The following is a 15,592-nucleotide window of genomic DNA, read 5'->3' as shown; positions in this document are numbered from 1 at the left end:
CTTTCAGGACGATCCGTCCTGAAAGGACCTCACCCCCGTCAGCCGCAGGCCACCGGGCCAGAGCTGAAGCTGAAGTGGTCGATCGAGTGCGTGCCCATCACCAGCGTGCCGCTCACGTGTGCGCAGTGACCGTTGGTGCCGGTGACCAGCACGCCGCCCGCGTAGGTCTCGAAGGTGCCCGAGTCCTGTCCCGAGCCGGGAATCCCGTCGACGGTCATGGTCACGCTCATGGCGTGCTTGCCTGACGCGTTGTCGTAGACCTTCGCGCAGTTCGTGCCCCCGTTGGCACTGGAATACCTGAGTTCGACGGTGCCCTGCGTCTCGTCGACCGCGTTGTGCAAAGTCTTCGGGAAGCCACTGACCATGCTGCCCGGGCACGTGCTGACGATCGAGTACCGCCCGGCCGCCTGTCCGGCCGGTGCTGCCGCCAAGACCGCGGTACCGACGAGCGCCACGGCACTAACAAGCGTGAGAATCCTGCGCATCGAAATCCTTCCCCAGACCGGGTCGCCCCTCGACCCGTTCGTCCCACCTTCGCGGCTGCCGGAGAGACCCGGCGAGTGATTTTCCGGCCAATGTCCGGTTCCGGCCACCGGGTGACCGCGCTACACCCAGCCGCGCTTGGCGGCAGCCACACCGGCGGCGAATCGGCTCTCGACCTGCAGGATCTCGAGGATCGCGCACACGTGCCGGCGCACGGTCCGCTCGCCAGTGCCGGTGCTGCGGGCAATCGCCTCGTCGGTCAGCCCCGCGGCGAGCAGGGACAGCACCCGGCGACGGGCGGGGGTGAGCTCGTCGCCGTCGGCACCGTCGAGCGGCACGGTGTCCGGCGCGGCCCACAGTGCGTCGAACCATTCGGCGAGCAGCTTCAACAGCTCGGGCGAGGTCACGTGCAGCGCACCCGACGCGCCCGTGCGATCGATCGTGACCAGCGCGACGGTGTCGTCCACGTGCATCATCCGCACCGGCACCGACTTGCGGACCCGCGCCTGTTCACCGGCGGCCGTGGACTCGCGGATGCTGCGGGCGCCCCAGTCGTCGGCCGCGTGGGCGGTGTCGTAGATCATCCGGAACTGCGCGCCCGCCGCGAGCGCGTCGGCGGGCGGCAGCAGCACACCCTCGCTCACCCGTTGCCCGCCAGCGCTGCCGGTGAACGTGGCACGCAGCAGCCGCCGCGGGGAGCGGTAGAGGCCGGACGCGAGCCGGGTCAGCTCGTCGTGGTCCTCGATAGCGCGAACTCCTTCGCGGTCGACCGCGGTGAAGCCGCCGGTCGGGGCGACGAGTGCGGTGAACCGTTCCCAGGTGCCCGCGAGATCGGCCTGCAGCTCGGAAATGTGCCGGTGCTGCCGATCGAGCAGTCGCCGCAACGCGACGGCCGGTGGTACGGCACGCGCGAACCGGTCCGCGCCCGAACCGCCGAAGCTGATCACCCCCGCCTCCTGCAGCTCACGCTCGGCGGGGGCGTCCGGGTCGAATGCGCCCACGCCGACCGGCAGCCGGCCTGCGGCGTGAAGCCGGTCGTACGCCCCCGCCGCCTCGGCCGAGACCAGGCCCGCGAGGACCTCCGTCCGTGTGCTCCCGCGCATGCCGCCCCCTGTGGTTCGCCCCTTTCCGGCAAGTCGGGTAATCGGCTGCTCACGTTACGGAAGCGGCGTGCCCGAACGGTGCACGCCGCTTCCGGTCCGCAGGAGGTCAGATCTTCGAGGCCGCCGAAGCGATCGCGCTCGCGAAGCTCGTCACCTCGGTGTACACGCCGGGCGCGTGGGCGCGGGCGCAGCCGGTGCCCCAGCTCGTGATGCCGACCTGCACCCACTCGCCGGCGGTGTCGCGGCGGAACATGGGGCCGCCGGAGTCGCCCTGGCATGTGTCGACGCCGCCGGCCGAGACGTTGCCCGCGCAGATTTCCGCGTTGGCGATGAGGCCGGAGTAGTCGCCGCCCTGTGCCTTGCACGTCGAGTCGCTGACGAACGGCACCTGCGCCTTCAACAGATAACGCTGCTGCGCGCCGCCCTCGGTCGCGGCGCCCCAGCCCGCGACGGTGAACGTGCCGGTGTTCAGGGAAGCGCTGGAGGCGAGCGGAAGCGTCGGGACGCCGCTGACGGGGCTCGCGAGCTTGATCAGCGCCCAGTCACCGCCGGTCGTGTCATACGTGGTGGACCGGTAGACGTAGCTGGAGCGCACCTTCTTCGCGCTGGAGCTCTGCAAATCGACCACGCCGAGCGTCGCCGTGATCGACGTGTTCGAGCCGGTGCGCGTGACGCAGTGGGCGGCGGTGAGCACGATCTGCGGCGTGTACAGCGCACCGCCGCAGCCCATGGAAAGCCTTACCATCCAAGGAAACTCACCTTGCGCTGCTCGGCTGCCGCCCACCACCTGGGTGCCGTTCGTCGACGGCGGCGGGCCGGCCACGGCGGGGGTCGCGAGCCCGACCGCGGCAGCCAGCGCCGTGACGCCGACGAGAGCTTTTCCGAGCAGGGTGAACCGTCTCTTGAAGGTCATGGGGGATCCGTCCTTCCGGTGTCCACATGGGAACGGGGATACGGGGAGTGATGACTCGACTACACCAGACCCCGGGCAACCGGACAACCAACTTTCTTCGGATCTTTCGGGCGAGCGGTCCCCTCGTGTCACAGAACCGGTTCAGTGCCGGCCGGTCCGCCGCCGCACGGCGTAGGCCAGCGCCCCGAGCGCCAGCGCCGCGCACCCCGCCACCACCGACGGCCACGGCAGGCTGAACGCCAGCACCGCGCACCCGACGAGCCCCAGAACCGCGACGACCCGCGGCGCCGGGTTCTCGTCCGCCCGCAGCCGCAACGCCGCCGCGTTGGCGATCGCGTAGTACGCCAGCACCGCGAACGACGAAAACCCGATCGCCCCACGGAGATCCACTGTCGTCGCGAGCACCGCCACCACCACGCCCACCGCCAGCTCCGCGCGCTGCGGCACCTCGAACCGCGGGTGCACTACGGCGAGCCCGCGCGGCAGGTGCCCGTCACGCGCCATCGCGAGCGTCGTGCGCGAGACGCCGAGCACCAGCGCCAGCAACGAACCCAGCGACGCCAGCGTCGCGCCGGCCCGCACGACCGGCGAGAGCCACGGCGCCGCCGCTTCCGCGATCGGGTCCGCGCTCGCCGCCAGCCGCTGCGGCCCGAGCGTGAGCAGAAGGGCGACAGCGACCACGGCGTAGACCACCAGCGTCAGCCCGAGGGCGAGCGGGATCGCCCGCGGAATGGTCCGTGCGGGGTCGCGCACTTCCTCCCCGAGCGTCGCCAGCCGCGCGTACCCGGCGAACGCGAAGAACAGCAACCCCGCCGCCGTCAGCACCCCGCCGCCGTCGAACGGCGCGAACGGCTCGGCCACGAACCCACCTGAGGTCGCACTCACGACCGCCACCGTCAGCACCACCAGCGTGACCATCACGATCACCCGCGTCGCCAGCGCCGACCGGTGCACCCCGAGGCAGTTGACCCCCGTCACGGCCGCCACGACGCCGACGGCGATCACCGCGCGCCACGGCTGCCCCACGCCGGGCGCCGCGTAGGCCACGACGGTCAGCGTCATCGCCGCGCAGCTCGCCGTCTTGCCGGTGACGAACCCCCAGCCCGCGAGGTACCCCCAGAACTCGCCGAGCCGCGCTCGCCCGTACACGTAGGTGCCGCCCGATTCAGGGTGCCGCGCGGCGAGGCGCGCCGACGACGTCGCGTTGCAGAACGCCACCACCGCCGCGATCCCCAGCGCGGGCAACAGGCCGGCCCCCGCGGCGCCGGCCGCGGGCGCGAACGCCGCGAACACTCCCGCGCCGATCATCGACCCGAGTCCGAGGAACACGGCGTCGACCAGTCCCAACCGGCGTGCAAGCGGCATCGTGGGTTCCTCTCACCGGTGACGGGCAGCGACAGCCAACCACAGCGGACGGCCGACAGAGGTCGACAAATCACCTCTGTCACACCTCGCGGCTCTCCCTCGTTCCCTCCGCGACCGCCCTTCGAAGGGAGACCCCATGAACGCCGCACTCTGGGCCGGGCAGATCGTCCTGGCCCTGCTCTTCGCCCTGTCCGGCTCGCTCAAGTCCACGATGTCGCGCGAACGGATGCTCGAAACCGGCCAGACCGGCGCCGCCGCCTACCCGCTGCCCGTGGTCCGGTTCACCGCGATCTGCGAGCTCATCGCCGTGGCCGGCCTCATCCTGCCCCAGCTCACGGGTGTCGCGCCGAGCCTCACGGGCTGGGCCGCCACCGGCCTGGTCGTGGTGATGATCGGCGCCATGGCCATGCACGCGCGCCTCGCGATCGTCCAGCACAAGGCCGCGGAGTGGCGCAACGTCACGGTCAACGCCCTGATCCTCGCCGTCGCGGTGTTCGTCGCCACCGGCCGCCTCTGACGGAACAACCCCGAGTCACTCCACCGCACGTCTTCACTCCCCGTTCCCCACCTCGAAACTCCCCATTCCCCCCGCTGAACGACCGTGGCCCTAGTGCGAATCCTCATCGTCGGTGGCGGCGTCCTCGGCACGATGCACGCGTGGCAGGCGATCCACCGCGGCCACGACGTCGTCCACCTCGAACGCGAGCCCGAAGCCCGCGGCGCCTCCGTGCGCAACTTCGGCCTCGTCTGGGTCAGCGGCCGCGCGGCCGGTCCGGAGCTCGCCACGGCGTTGCGCGCCCGCGAGCTCTGGCAGACGATCGCCGAGCAGACGCCGGCGCTGGGGTTCCGCGCCAACGGCTCGCTCACGGTCCTGCGCACCGAAGCCGAGCGTGCCGTCGCCGAAGCCGCGACCATGAACGCCGACGCGGCCGAGCGCGGCTTCAAGCTCCTCACCCCGGCCGAGACCCGCCGGCTGAATCCGGCGCTGCGCGGTGACTTCACGGCCGCCCTGTGGTGCGAGCGCGACGCGGCCGTCGAACCGCGCACCGCCCAGCCCGCCCTGCGCGCGGCGCTGCGGAAGACCGGCCGGTACACGTGGCTGCCCAGCCGCGAAGTCCGCACGCTGACCAACTCCGGCGTCACCGACGACCACGGCGACCACCACGAAGGCGACGCCACGATCTTCTGCACCGGCGCCTGGCTCGGGGGTCTCGTGCGCGAGCTCGCCGGTGAGGTCCCCGTCCGCCGTGTGCGGCTGCAGATGGCACAGACCGAACCCCTCGGCGAGACGCTGACCACGAGCGTCGCCGACGCCGACAGCTTCCGCTACTACCCGGCCTTCCGCGGCGACGCGCTCGCCGAGCTCGGCCGCACCCAGCCCCAGGGCGACGTCGCCGCCGCCCACAAGATGCAGCTGCTGATGGTCCAGCGCCTCGACGGTTCGCTCACCATCGGCGACACGCACGAGTACGACCAGCCCTTCGGCTTCGACGTGACCGAAGACCCGTACGAGCACCTCGCCGAAGTCGCCGGCGCGCTGCTGGGCCGGCCGTTGCCGCGCATCCGCCGCCGCTGGGCCGGGGTGTACGCCCAGGCCCTCGACCCGGCCGTGATCGTGCACCGGGAACGCTTGGCGGACAACGCTTTCCTCGTCACCGGGCCGGGCGGGCGCGGCATGACTTGCTCGCCGGCGATCGCCGAGGACACCGCGCGGGAGCTGGGCCTGTGACGACCGAGCTCGTGGTGCTGGACCTCGCCGGCACCACCGTCGTCGACGACGGCCTCGTGGTGCGGGCGTTCACCGCCGCGATCGCGAGCGCCGGAGTGTCCGAAGTAGACGAACGCTTCTCGGCGATGCTCGCCCACGTGAACGCCACCATGGGCCAGTCGAAGATCACCGTCTTCCGCGCCCTGCTGCCGACCGAGGACCTCGCGCAGCGCGCCAACGCCGAGTTCGAACGCGCCTACGCCAACCTCGTCGCGGCGGGGGAGTGCGAGCCCGTGCCCGGCGCGGAGGACGTGATCCGCGGGCTGCGCCACGGCGGCGTGAAGGTCGCGCTGACCACCGGCTTCGCGGCCGTTACGCAGCAGGTCATCCTCGAGGCGCTGGGCTGGCGCGACCTCGCCGACCTCGCGCTCGCCCCGGGTGAGGGCCTGCGCGGCCGCCCGTACCCCGACCTCGTGCTCACGGCCGTGCTGCGCCTGGGCGTCACCGACGTGCGTTGCGTCGCCGTCGCCGGGGACACGCCGTCGGACGTGCGCACCGGCTTGTCCGCGGGCGCGCGCGTAGTGGCGGGGGTGCTGACCGGCGCAGGCACGCGCGCCGAGCTCACCGGCGCCGGGGCGACGCACGTGCTGGACTCCGTGCGCGACTTGCCGGACGTACTCGACTGAAGTTTCCGAAGTTTCCGGCCGGCCCGTGCAACCACCCCGGCGCGGATTCCGTCCGCTCGGTATGCGGACAACGGTGAAAGTCCTGGGTGTGAGCGTTCTGCTGCTTTCGGCCGCGGCGTGCGGCGGCGGAGGGGCCGCGCCGGCGGGACCGGGCGCGGCGAGCTCGTCGCCTTCTCCGGCGGCGCCGTCTTCGCCGTCGGTGCCGCCTTCCACCACGCTGCCCCCGCCGATGCCGCTGCCGTCCCCGTCCGGCCCACCGCAGACCCATCCGACGCAGGGCCCGCCGCCCGGCGACACGGCACCGGCCGCCGGCCAGATCGACGCGTCGGCGCTGCCCGCCGGCTATCCGCACGACGTGACGCTCGCGCAGGGCGGCAAGGTCGTCGTGATCCACGCCGACGAAGCCGGCTGCGACCACATCATGGCCGCCGCCGGCGGGGAGACCGCGCAGCAGGCCGTCGTGGTCGTCACCGTCACCAAGGCGCCTCACGGCCAGATGTGCCCCATGCACGTGCGCGAGGTGTCGCTGCCCGTGCCGCTGGCCGAGCCGCTCGGCGGCCGCCAGCTGGTGCTGCGCCCCGGTCCGTGAGCGGATGCAACCGGATGCGGCCCCCGTTCCGTCCTTGGCTCATGAGGTACTTGACGAAGCTGGTCGGCACAGGCCTGATCCTCGCCACGGTGACAGCCTGCGGCGCCCAGGGGACCATGGCCACGAACCCCGCGTCCGGAGGCGACTCCGTGGCGCCGAGCGGCAGCATCTCGACCTCACCGTCACCGGTGCCGAAGCCCCTGCCCAACCCGCCGGGCAAACCGCGGCTCGAGGTGCCGGAAGGCAGCACGCCGGTGCCTGCGGACCAGGTCGATGCGAAGGCCCTGCCGCCGGGCTTCCCGCACGAGGTCTACACGGCCAACGGCGGCACGATCATCAACGTCCGCGCCGAAGAGGGCGGCTGCGGCCACGCCCTCGGCGAGGCGATCGAGCAGACCGCGCAACACGTGGTGCTGGATCTGAGCGAGACCAAGGCGCAGACCGGCCAGATGTGCACGATGGACCTGCGTTACCCCTACATCTCCGTCGCGCTCGCCGCGCCGCTCGGCGAGCGGACGGTGGTCCTGAAGCAGTCACCGCCTCGGTGACGGCTTCACGATGGCCGGCGCTGCGCGGCTCGCTCGGGGGGTTACCGGCCCGAGCCGCCGGGCACCGGCCGGGCGGTCACCCGGGTGCCACCTCCCACCGTGGCACCTGGGTGATCTCCCTCGCGGCGCCCGCCGGCCGAACCGTGGGTGCACCGGCGGAGCCCTAGGCTCACCGGGCATGGGTACCCGCCAGATCTCGCGCACCGCCGTCGTCGCCGCCTCTCCGAAGCAGCTCTTCGACCTGCTCGCCGATCCCGCCAACCACCCGCTGATCGACGGGTCCGGCACCGTTCGCGCCGGCCGTGACGGCTCTCCCTCGCGGCTTTCGCTCGGCGCGACGTTCGGGATGGACATGAAGATGGGCGCGCCGTACCGGATCAGCAACACCGTGGTGGAGTTCGAGGAGAACCGGCTCATCGCGTGGCGCCACTTCGGGGGCCACCGCTGGCGCTGGCTGCTGGAGCCCGCGGGCGAGGGCCGGACCACCGTGACCGAGACGTTCGACTACTCCACCGCCCGGTCACCGCTGGCGTTGAAGCTGATGGGCTACCCCAAGCGCAACGCCGACGGCATCGAGAAAACCCTCACCCGGCTTACGAAGATGTTCCCCGGCTGACCGCAATGCGGCGTGAGCTGTACCGCGTTCGGCGGTAGGCGCGGACAGTTAGTTGTAGTGTGCTAAATGTTAGGATTCTACAACTACCTTCGGACTTTGAGGGGTGCCGTGCCGGAGCTCAGCCGTCGGCGGCGGCAGATCGTGCTGGCGGTCTGCTGCATGAGCCTGTTCATCGTCGGGCTCGACAACACGATCGTGAACCTGGCGCTGCCCTCCATCCAGCACGACCTGGGCGCGTCGGTGTCGAGCCTGCAGTGGACGATCGACGCCTACACGCTCGTGCTCGCGAGCCTGCTGATGCTGTCGGGGTCGACGGCCGACCGGCTCGGGCGGCGGCGGACGTTCCAGACGGGCCTCGTGCTGTTCGGCGTCGGCTCGCTGCTCTGCGGTGTCGCCCCCAGCGTGGGACTGCTCATCGCGTTCCGCGCGTTGCAGGCCATCGGCGGCTCGATGCTCAACCCGGTGGCGATGTCGATCGTCACCAACACCTTCACGGACCCGAAGGAGCGCGGGCGCGCGATCGGCATGTGGGGCGCCACGATGGGGCTGTCCATGGCCGTGGGCCCGGTGCTGGGCGGTGTCCTCGTGGGCGCGGCCGGCTGGCGGTCGATCTTCTGGATCAACGTGCCGGTGGTCATCGCGGCGGTCGTGCTCACCGCGGTGTTCGTGCCGGAGTCGCGCGCGCCGCGGCCGCGCCGGATCGACCCGGTGGGCCAGCTGCTGGTGATCGTGTTCCTCGCCGGGCTGACCTACGGCATCATCGAAGGCCGCGACCTCGGGTACGGCTCGCCGCGGATCCTCGTCGCGTTCGTGCTCGCGCTGGTCTCGCTGGCCGTGTTCGTGCCGTACGAACGAAGGCGGCGGGACCCGTTGCTGGAGCCCCGGTTCTTCCGCAGCGCGCCGTTCTCGGGCGCGACACTCACGGCGGTGTCCGGCATCGCGGCGATGGCCGGGTTCCTCTTCCTCAACTCCCTGTACCTGCAGGACACCCGCGGCTACAGCGCGCTGCACGCGGGCCTGTTGACCCTGCCGATGGCCATCATGTGCGCGATCTGCGCGCCCATCTCCGGCCGGCTCGTGGGCACCCGCGGCGCACGGCTGCCGCTGGTGGGCGCGGGCATCGGCACCGTCATCGGCGCGCTGCTGATGCTCGACCTGTCTTCGACCACGCCGCTGTGGCGGCTGGTCATCGCCTACGTCGTGTTCGGCATCGGGTTCGGGCTGGTCAACGCCCCCATCACCTACGCGGCGGTGTCCGGGATGCCACGAGCGCAGGCCGGTGTGGCCGCGGCGATCGCGTCGACGAGCCGGCAGGTCGGCACGTCACTCGGTGTGGCGGTGATCGGCGCGGTCGTCACCGCCCGCGTCCACGGCTCGTTCGCCGAGGGCCTCGCGGCCGCCAGCCACGCCGGCTGGTGGATCATCGGCGGCTGCGGGCTGCTGGTGATCGTGCTCGGACTCGTCACCACCACGCCCTGGGCGTACGCCACGGCGCGGCGTGTGGGCGTCGAAGAAGAAGCCGACACGGGACTGGTGAAGGCCTGACGTGAGCGCCGACGACCACGAGATCGCGACCCGCGTGTGGGCTCGGCTGCGAGCGCTCGTCCTCGACCGGCACGAGCGCAAACGCGAGGTGTGCGAGGCGCTCGGCATGAGCTTCATCAAGATCAAGGCCCTGCGCCGGGTCGCGGCCCGGCCGCTGACGATGAGCGAGCTCACCGAGCAGCTGAACACCGACCGGCCCTACACCACGCACGTAGTGGACGAACTCGTCCGGCGCGGCCTCGTGCTGCGCGAGCCGCACCCGGAGGACCGGCGCAGCCGTGTCGTCACCGTCACGGCCCCAGGCGCCGTGGCCGCGGAACGGGCCGAGCGCATCCTGGGGGAGCCGCCGAAGTCGATGCTCGCGCTGTCGTCGGCGGAGCTGGCCGAGCTCGACCGCCTCACCGCGCAGATCACCGACGACTGACACGGCCGCGCCCCGCTCACCGGGCTCGGTGGGCGGGGCGCCGGCTGTGTTCGGCTAGCGGAAACTGATCTGCAGCACCGGTTCGCTGGTGGCGGCGAAGAAGTCGTTGCCCTTGTCGTCGATGACGATGAAGGCGGGGAAGTCCTCGACCTCGATCTTCCACACGGCTTCCATGCCGAGCTCGGGGTACTCGAGCACGTCGACCTTCTTGATGCAGTCCTTGGCCAGCCGCGCGGCCGGGCCGCCGATCGAGCCGAGGTAGAAGCCGCCGTGGTTCTGGCACGCGGCCGTGACCTGCTTGGAGCGGTTGCCCTTCGCGAGCATCACCATCGAGCCGCCCGCGGCCTGGAACTGCTCGACGTAGGAGTCCATGCGCCCGGCCGTGGTGGGGCCGAACGAACCGGACGCGTAGCCGTCGGGCGTCTTCGCCGGGCCGGCGTAGTACACCGGGTGGTCCTTGAGGTACTGCGGCATCTCCTCGCCGGCTTCGAGCCGCTCGGCGATCTTCGCGTGGGCGATGTCGCGCGCGACGACCAGCGGCCCTGACAGCGACAGCCGCGTCTTCACCGGCAGCTGCGAGAGCTGCGCGCGGATCTCGTCCATGGGGCGGTTGAGGTCCACGCTCACGACCTCGTCGGACAGGTCGTCCTCGGTCACGTCCGGCAGGAAACGCGCGGGGTCGCGTTCGAGCTGCTCGATGAACACGCCGTCGGCCGTGATCTTGGCCTTGGCCTGGCGGTCGGCCGAGCACGAGACGGCGATGCCGACCGGGCAGCTCGCGCCGTGGCGGGGCAGGCGGATCACGCGCACGTCGTGGCAGAAGTACTTGCCGCCGAACTGCGCGCCGATGCCGAACTGGCGCGTCATCTCGAGCACCTGCTGCTCGAGGTTCGGGTCGCGGAACGCGTGCCCCAGCTCGGAACCCTCGGTCGGCAGCGTGTCGAGGTAGCGCGCCGAAGCGAGCTTCGCGACCTTCAGGTTGAACTCCGCCGACATGCCGCCGACGACGATCGCCAGGTGGTACGGCGGGCACGCCGCGGTGCCGAGGCTGCGCAGCTTCTCGTCCAGGAACCGCGCGAGCCGCTTGGGGTTCAGCACGGCCTTGGTCTCCTGGTACAGGAACGTCTTGTTCGCGCTCCCGCCGCCCTTGGCCATGAACAGGAACTCGTAAGAAGGATCTGACGATTCCCCGGCTGTGTTGTCCTTGTGGTAGAGCTCGACCTGCGCCGGCAGGTTCGTGCCGGTGTTGCGCTCGTCCCAGAAGCTGGTCGGCGCCATCTGCGAGTAGCGCAGGTTCAGCTGCTGGTAGGCGTCGAAGATGCCCTCCGACAAGGCCCGCTCGTCGTCACCGCCGGTCAGCACGCCCTCGGAGCGCTTGCCGATGACGATGGCCGTGCCGGTGTCCTGGCACATCGGCAGCACGCCGCCGGCCGAGATGGCCGCGTTGCGCAGGAGGTCCATCGCGACGAACCGGTCGTTGCCGCTCGCCTCGGGGTCGTCGACGATCGCCCGCAGCTGCTGCAGGTGTGACGTACGCAACAGGTGCTGGATGTCCGTGATGGCCGTGCGAGCGAGCGTGGTCAGCGCCGCGGGGTCGACCTTGAGGAACTTCCGGCCGGCCGCTTCGACGGCTTCGACGCCGTCGGCAGTGACCAGCCGGTACTCGGTGGTGGTGTCCTTGCCGAGCGGCAGGACTTCGGTGTGCTGAAACGTGGTGGACGGCACAGCCAGGCTCCTTTGCCCTGATCGGGATCCGACCACGGTACTCAGCGGCCCGCGGTTCCCAGCACACCCGCGCGGCGACTGTGTTGCAGGGCACTCGGCCCGGGTCGCTCGCGGCTGTCTCCCGGCCGTCCGCAGGGCCCGGAGTTTGGTTCGGGAGGCCGGGTCCACCCCGACGGACCCGACCTCCCGGGGAAAGCGGACGGATGCGTACACCCGTTCCGCGTGGCTCACCTGGCGTTCCGTTCGCCTAGCACGACAGTCTCGTGACGTAGGTCATAAGTCAACGCGGCCGAACGGGTGCTGCCCACACCTTGCTACCCAGTCACCAACCACCTCAAACGCCGGTGATCGTCCCCCGGGCCGCGTGGGGAATCGGGAAACGCCGAAGGCCCTGCGGACCGGTGGTCCGCAGGGCCTTCACTTCGACACGTTCGCCTTACTCACCAAGGTGACCACCTTGGGGGTCCAGGGGGCTTGCCCCCTGGCGGGGGTCTGGGGGTTCGACCCCCAGAGGACACCCGAAGCGAGCTGGGTGTGAGCGCTCTCCGCGAGCACACCCCACGCAGCCTCCGGCGTCAGCTCGCGTAGGCGCGGAGCCGGTCGGCCCGCTCGCCCTGGCGGAGCTTCGCCATGACCTCACGCTCGATCTGACGCACGCGCTCGCGCGAGAGACCGAAGTGCTTGCCGATCTGGTCCAGCGTGCGGGGCTGGCCGTCGTCCAGGCCGTAGCGCAGGCGGATGACGTGCTGCTCGCGGTCGTCGAGCGTCGCGAGGACGCGGCGCAGGTCGTCCTGCAGGAGGCCGGAGATGACGGCGCTCTCGGCGTCGGTCGCCTCCGAGTCCTCGATGAAGTCGCCCAGCGGGGCGTCTTCCTCGGCGCCCACGGGCATGTCGAGGCTCACCGGGTCGCGGGACTGGTCGAGCAGGTTCGCGATCTTGTGGACCGGGATGCCCGACTCGGCGGCCAGCTCGTCGTGCGTCGCGTCACGGCCGAGCTGCTGGTGCAGGTCGCGGCGGATGCGGGCGAGCTTGTTGACCTGCTCCACGAGGTGGACCGGCAGCCGGATGGTGCGACCCTGGTCGGCCATCCCCCTGGTGATGGCCTGGCGGATCCACCAGGTGGCGTAGGTCGAGAACTTGAACCCCTTGGAGTAGTCGAACTTCTCCACCGCGCGGATCAGACCCAGGTTCCCCTCCTGGATCAGGTCGAGCAGCGGCATCCCCCGGCCGGTGTAGCGCTTCGCGAGCGAGACCACGAGGCGGAGGTTGGCCTCCAGCAGGTGGTTCTTCGCCACGTGCCCGTCGCGCACCAGCGCGGTGAGCTCGGTGCGGCGTTTGGTCGTGAGGTCTTCGGCGGAGTCGAGCATGTGCTGCGCGAACACGCCCGCCTCGATGCGCTTGGCCAGTTCGACCTCGTCGGCTGCGGTGAGCAGCGCGGTCTTGCCGATGCCGTTCAGGTACACGCGCACCAGATCGGCGGCCGGGCTTTGGGCGTCGAGGTCGGCGTCCGTGAGCGTCCCCACACTCACGGGCTCCTCGTTCTGCTGTGCTGGAATCCCACGCTCGCGAATCCCGCGCGCTTCGCGTTCGAGAGTCTGGACTGACATTCTCTGCCTCCCCGGTCACGGGCTGAACGTGTCTCGCCGGTGCTGTGCCTTCGGTGTCGGGCCCTGTGGAAACCCTGGCCTCCGGCCCAGCCGGCTTAGCTGGACACTTGTGGTAACGCGCCGGGTTTCCAAAACGTTCCCGGCTTCTGAAGAAAGGACGGGCACACCCGTCGCCCGGTTGCTCCACCAACACTGAGCTTTTGCTGAGAAGCGCGCCACAGCGGGAATAATCATGAGAATTCCATGAGAATCCGCACTGGGGGTGAACCATTCGGTGCCCGGTTACGTTCCCGGGCACCGAGAGCGGCAGCGTGACAGTGGTCTAGACCTCAAGAGAACGGTGAACGGACCGTCGTTCACGCTCTCCACGGCCATCATCGCGCCGAAGCGCCCGGTGGCCACGGATGCCCCACGGTCACGCAACTCCTGCACCACGGCGTCCACCAGGGGCTCGGCCACTTCCGGGCGCGCGGCGGCGACAAAGGACGGCCGGCGGCCCTTGCGTGTGTCGCCGTAGAGCGTGAACTGGGACACCACCAGCAACGGCGCGCCCGCACTCGCGCAGGACTGCTCGTCGCGCAGGATCCGCAGTTCGTGGAGCTTGCGCGCCATCGTCGCCGCTTTCACCCGATCGTCGTCGGCGTGAATTCCCAGCAGCACCAACAGTCCCGGTTCTTCGAGGGCACCCGTCACCGCTCCGTCGACCGTCACACTCGCCCGGGTGACGCGCGCCGCGACGGCCCTCACTGTGACGTCAGAGTCAAAGCCGAAGCAGAAGCAGAAGCCGGCACGAGCATCCCGTGCCGAACGAGTTCGCGCACCACGGGCAGCGTGGCGGCGGACAGCTCGGCCGGGTCGAGGCCCTGCGCGGCCGCCAGCAGCTCGACGAGGTCCTCCAGCGCCAGCACGCCCCGGCAGCCCGCCAGCAGTCGCGTGGCGAGCTCGTCGACCTCGTGCTGCCACCCGGGTCCGTCGGTGCGGTGCAGGCGCCGCACGGTCGTTTCCCAGCCCTCGTCGCCGGGGGAGTCGACGCGTTCCAGCAGCACGCTGTCGGGCACGCGGAAGGCGGTGCCCATGAGCTCGTCGCCGTGCGCGCGCAGCCAGTCGACGCGGTCGAGCCAGTTCGCCGCCTCCGGGCCCAGCGGGTCGTCGTAGGCCTGGCGCAGGTCTTCGCACACCACGGTCGGCGTCTTCCCGGCCGCGCGGCGCAGCGTGACGAAGCCGAAGCCGATGCCCTGCACGCGGTTCTCGGTGAACCAGTCGAGCCACGCGGCGGCCTTCACCCGGCCTTCGGGCGAGCGCGGGTCGATGCCCTCGTCGCGCAGCCAGGTGCCCACGTACAGCGCAGGGTCGGCGACATCGCGCTGCACGAACCACGCGTCCGTTTCCGCCGGCAGCCACCGCGCCACCCGATCGGCCCAGTCCTCGCCACCCGTGTGGAGCCAGGAAGCCAGCAGCTGCCCGGTTCCGCCGTCGTTGAGGAACCCCGGCAGCTGGCGCACGACGAGCGCGCTGGCGTCGTCGCCCGCCAGGCCCGAGTCGCGATAGGTGTAGTCCACGCGCGGTGGTCCGACCACGAACGGCGGGTTGCACACGATCTGGTCGAACCGGCGCCGCGCGACCGGCGCGAACCACTCGCCGCGCACCAGTTCCACGTCGAGCTCGTTGAGCCGGAACGTGCCGGCGGCCAGCGCGAGTGCCCGCGCGGAGACGTCCGTGGCCGTCACGCGCTGGGCGTGGCGCGTGGCGTGGAGGGCCTGCACGCCGTTGCCGGTGCCGACGTCGAGCAGCGTGCCGACCGGGCGCCGGCTGGTGGCGCGGATGAGGCTGAGCGACGCGTGGCCGACGCCGAGCACGTGGTCCTCGGGCACGACGTGGCCGAGCAGGTCGGCGTCGAGGTCGGCCACGACCCACCAGGAGCCCTCCTCGTCGCCGTGCGGGCGGATGTCGAGGGCGGCTTTGTACCCGTCGCCGTCGGCCGCGAGGATCCCCGCCGCGACGGCGGCTTCCGGTGTCAGCGGCGAAAAAGCGGACTCAACGGATTTTTCGGACTCGGTGAGCCCGAGCAGGAACAGCCGCACGAGCGTACCGAGGTCGCCCGCGTCGAGGCTCGCGCGCCGGGCGGGCTCGGGCTCGCCGCGGCCGAGCGCCGCGTGGGCCGCGCCGCCGAGGGCGTCGACCACCCCGTCGGCGTCGTAGTCGGCGCGCCGGAAGGCCTCGCGCAACCGCGCGCAGACGTCGTCGGACAGGTCGGGCAGAGGCGTGTTCGTGCTCACGGTG

16 protein-coding genes are annotated in these 15,592 nt (G+C 71.3%); 8 read left to right on the top strand and 8 right to left on the bottom strand.

Annotated elements, in window-relative coordinates:
* Window positions 1–38: 38 nt before the first annotated feature.
* The 4 genes from ABZU76_RS24810 to ABZU76_RS24795 all read right to left on the bottom strand — a co-directional run bounded on the left by ABZU76_RS24810 (window position 39) and on the right by ABZU76_RS24795 (window position 3,864).
* Complete coding sequence (locus ABZU76_RS24810; protein WP_354873524.1) at window positions 39–485, bottom strand: hypothetical protein; 447 nt, start codon at window positions 483–485, stop codon at window positions 39–41.
* Window positions 486–605: 120 nt separating this feature from the next.
* Window positions 606–1,586: a LuxR C-terminal-related transcriptional regulator gene (locus ABZU76_RS24805; RefSeq protein ID WP_354873522.1), complete on the bottom strand. Its 981-nt coding sequence runs from the start codon at window positions 1,584–1,586 to the stop codon at window positions 606–608.
* A 106-nt stretch (window positions 1,587–1,692) separates the two neighbouring features.
* Window positions 1,693–2,499, bottom strand: coding sequence for a serine protease (locus ABZU76_RS24800; RefSeq protein ID WP_354873520.1), 807 nt, complete (start codon window positions 2,497–2,499; stop codon window positions 1,693–1,695).
* Between the two features lie 141 nt (window positions 2,500–2,640).
* Window positions 2,641–3,864, bottom strand: a complete 1,224-nt coding sequence (locus tag ABZU76_RS24795; RefSeq protein WP_354873518.1) for an amino acid permease — start codon at window positions 3,862–3,864, stop codon at window positions 2,641–2,643.
* A gap of 136 nt (window positions 3,865–4,000) precedes the next feature.
* Here ABZU76_RS24795 and ABZU76_RS24790 point away from each other — a divergent pair, with 136 nt between their 5' ends.
* From ABZU76_RS24790 to ABZU76_RS24755, 8 genes are all read left to right on the top strand, one after another.
* Window positions 4,001–4,381 (top strand): DoxX family protein, encoded by a 381-nt coding sequence (locus tag ABZU76_RS24790; protein ID WP_354873516.1) that lies wholly within the window; start codon window positions 4,001–4,003, stop codon window positions 4,379–4,381.
* Window positions 4,382–4,474: 93 nt separating this feature from the next.
* Entirely contained in the window at window positions 4,475–5,593 is a 1,119-nt protein-coding gene (locus tag ABZU76_RS24785) for a TIGR03364 family FAD-dependent oxidoreductase (RefSeq protein WP_354873514.1), read from the top strand.
* Entirely contained in the window at window positions 5,590–6,258 is a 669-nt protein-coding gene (locus ABZU76_RS24780) for a phosphonatase-like hydrolase (RefSeq protein ID WP_354873512.1), read from the top strand. Before ABZU76_RS24785 ends, ABZU76_RS24780 begins: the two co-directional genes overlap by 4 nt.
* Before the next feature lie 88 nt (window positions 6,259–6,346).
* Complete coding sequence (locus ABZU76_RS24775) at window positions 6,347–6,847, top strand: hypothetical protein (protein ID WP_354873510.1); 501 nt, start codon at window positions 6,347–6,349, stop codon at window positions 6,845–6,847.
* Between the two features lie 41 nt (window positions 6,848–6,888).
* Window positions 6,889–7,395 carry a hypothetical protein gene (locus ABZU76_RS24770; RefSeq protein ID WP_354873508.1) on the top strand — a complete coding sequence of 169 codons (507 nt, stop codon included), beginning with the start codon at window positions 6,889–6,891 and terminating at the stop codon, window positions 7,393–7,395.
* A 178-nt stretch (window positions 7,396–7,573) separates the two neighbouring features.
* Window positions 7,574–8,011, top strand: coding sequence for an SRPBCC family protein (locus ABZU76_RS24765; RefSeq protein ID WP_354873506.1), 438 nt, complete (start codon window positions 7,574–7,576; stop codon window positions 8,009–8,011).
* A gap of 108 nt (window positions 8,012–8,119) precedes the next feature.
* Entirely contained in the window at window positions 8,120–9,556 is a 1,437-nt protein-coding gene (locus tag ABZU76_RS24760) for an MFS transporter (protein WP_354873504.1), read from the top strand.
* Between the two features lies 1 nt (window position 9,557).
* Window positions 9,558–9,980 carry a MarR family transcriptional regulator gene (locus tag ABZU76_RS24755; protein ID WP_220238307.1) on the top strand — a complete coding sequence of 141 codons (423 nt, stop codon included), beginning with the start codon at window positions 9,558–9,560 and terminating at the stop codon, window positions 9,978–9,980.
* 54 nt (window positions 9,981–10,034) lie between these two features.
* On the opposite strand, the gene ABZU76_RS24750 is transcribed toward ABZU76_RS24755, so the two are convergent.
* The 4 genes from ABZU76_RS24750 to ABZU76_RS24735 all read right to left on the bottom strand — a co-directional run bounded on the left by ABZU76_RS24750 (window position 10,035) and on the right by ABZU76_RS24735 (window position 15,588).
* Window positions 10,035–11,705 carry a fumarate hydratase gene (locus ABZU76_RS24750; RefSeq protein ID WP_354873502.1) on the bottom strand — a complete coding sequence of 557 codons (1,671 nt, stop codon included), beginning with the start codon at window positions 11,703–11,705 and terminating at the stop codon, window positions 10,035–10,037.
* A 575-nt stretch (window positions 11,706–12,280) separates the two neighbouring features.
* A complete protein-coding gene (locus ABZU76_RS24745) occupies window positions 12,281–13,312 on the bottom strand; it encodes a sigma-70 family RNA polymerase sigma factor (RefSeq protein ID WP_354873500.1) in 1,032 nt (343 codons plus the stop codon).
* Window positions 13,313–13,594: 282 nt separating this feature from the next.
* Window positions 13,595–14,059 carry a D-aminoacyl-tRNA deacylase gene (gene dtd, locus ABZU76_RS24740; RefSeq protein WP_354873498.1) on the bottom strand — a complete coding sequence of 155 codons (465 nt, stop codon included), beginning with the start codon at window positions 14,057–14,059 and terminating at the stop codon, window positions 13,595–13,597.
* Window positions 14,056–15,588 carry a methyltransferase gene (locus ABZU76_RS24735; protein WP_354873496.1) on the bottom strand — a complete coding sequence of 511 codons (1,533 nt, stop codon included), beginning with the start codon at window positions 15,586–15,588 and terminating at the stop codon, window positions 14,056–14,058. Before ABZU76_RS24735 ends, dtd begins: the two co-directional genes overlap by 4 nt.
* Between the last annotated feature and the right edge of the window lie 4 nt (window positions 15,589–15,592).

It is taken from the genome of Amycolatopsis sp. NPDC005232, from assembly GCF_040607795.1.
GTDB lineage: Bacteria > Actinomycetota > Actinomycetes > Mycobacteriales > Pseudonocardiaceae > Amycolatopsis.
Note: the sequence above shows the minus strand (reverse complement) of the source record. Positions and strands in the feature narration are given on the sequence as shown.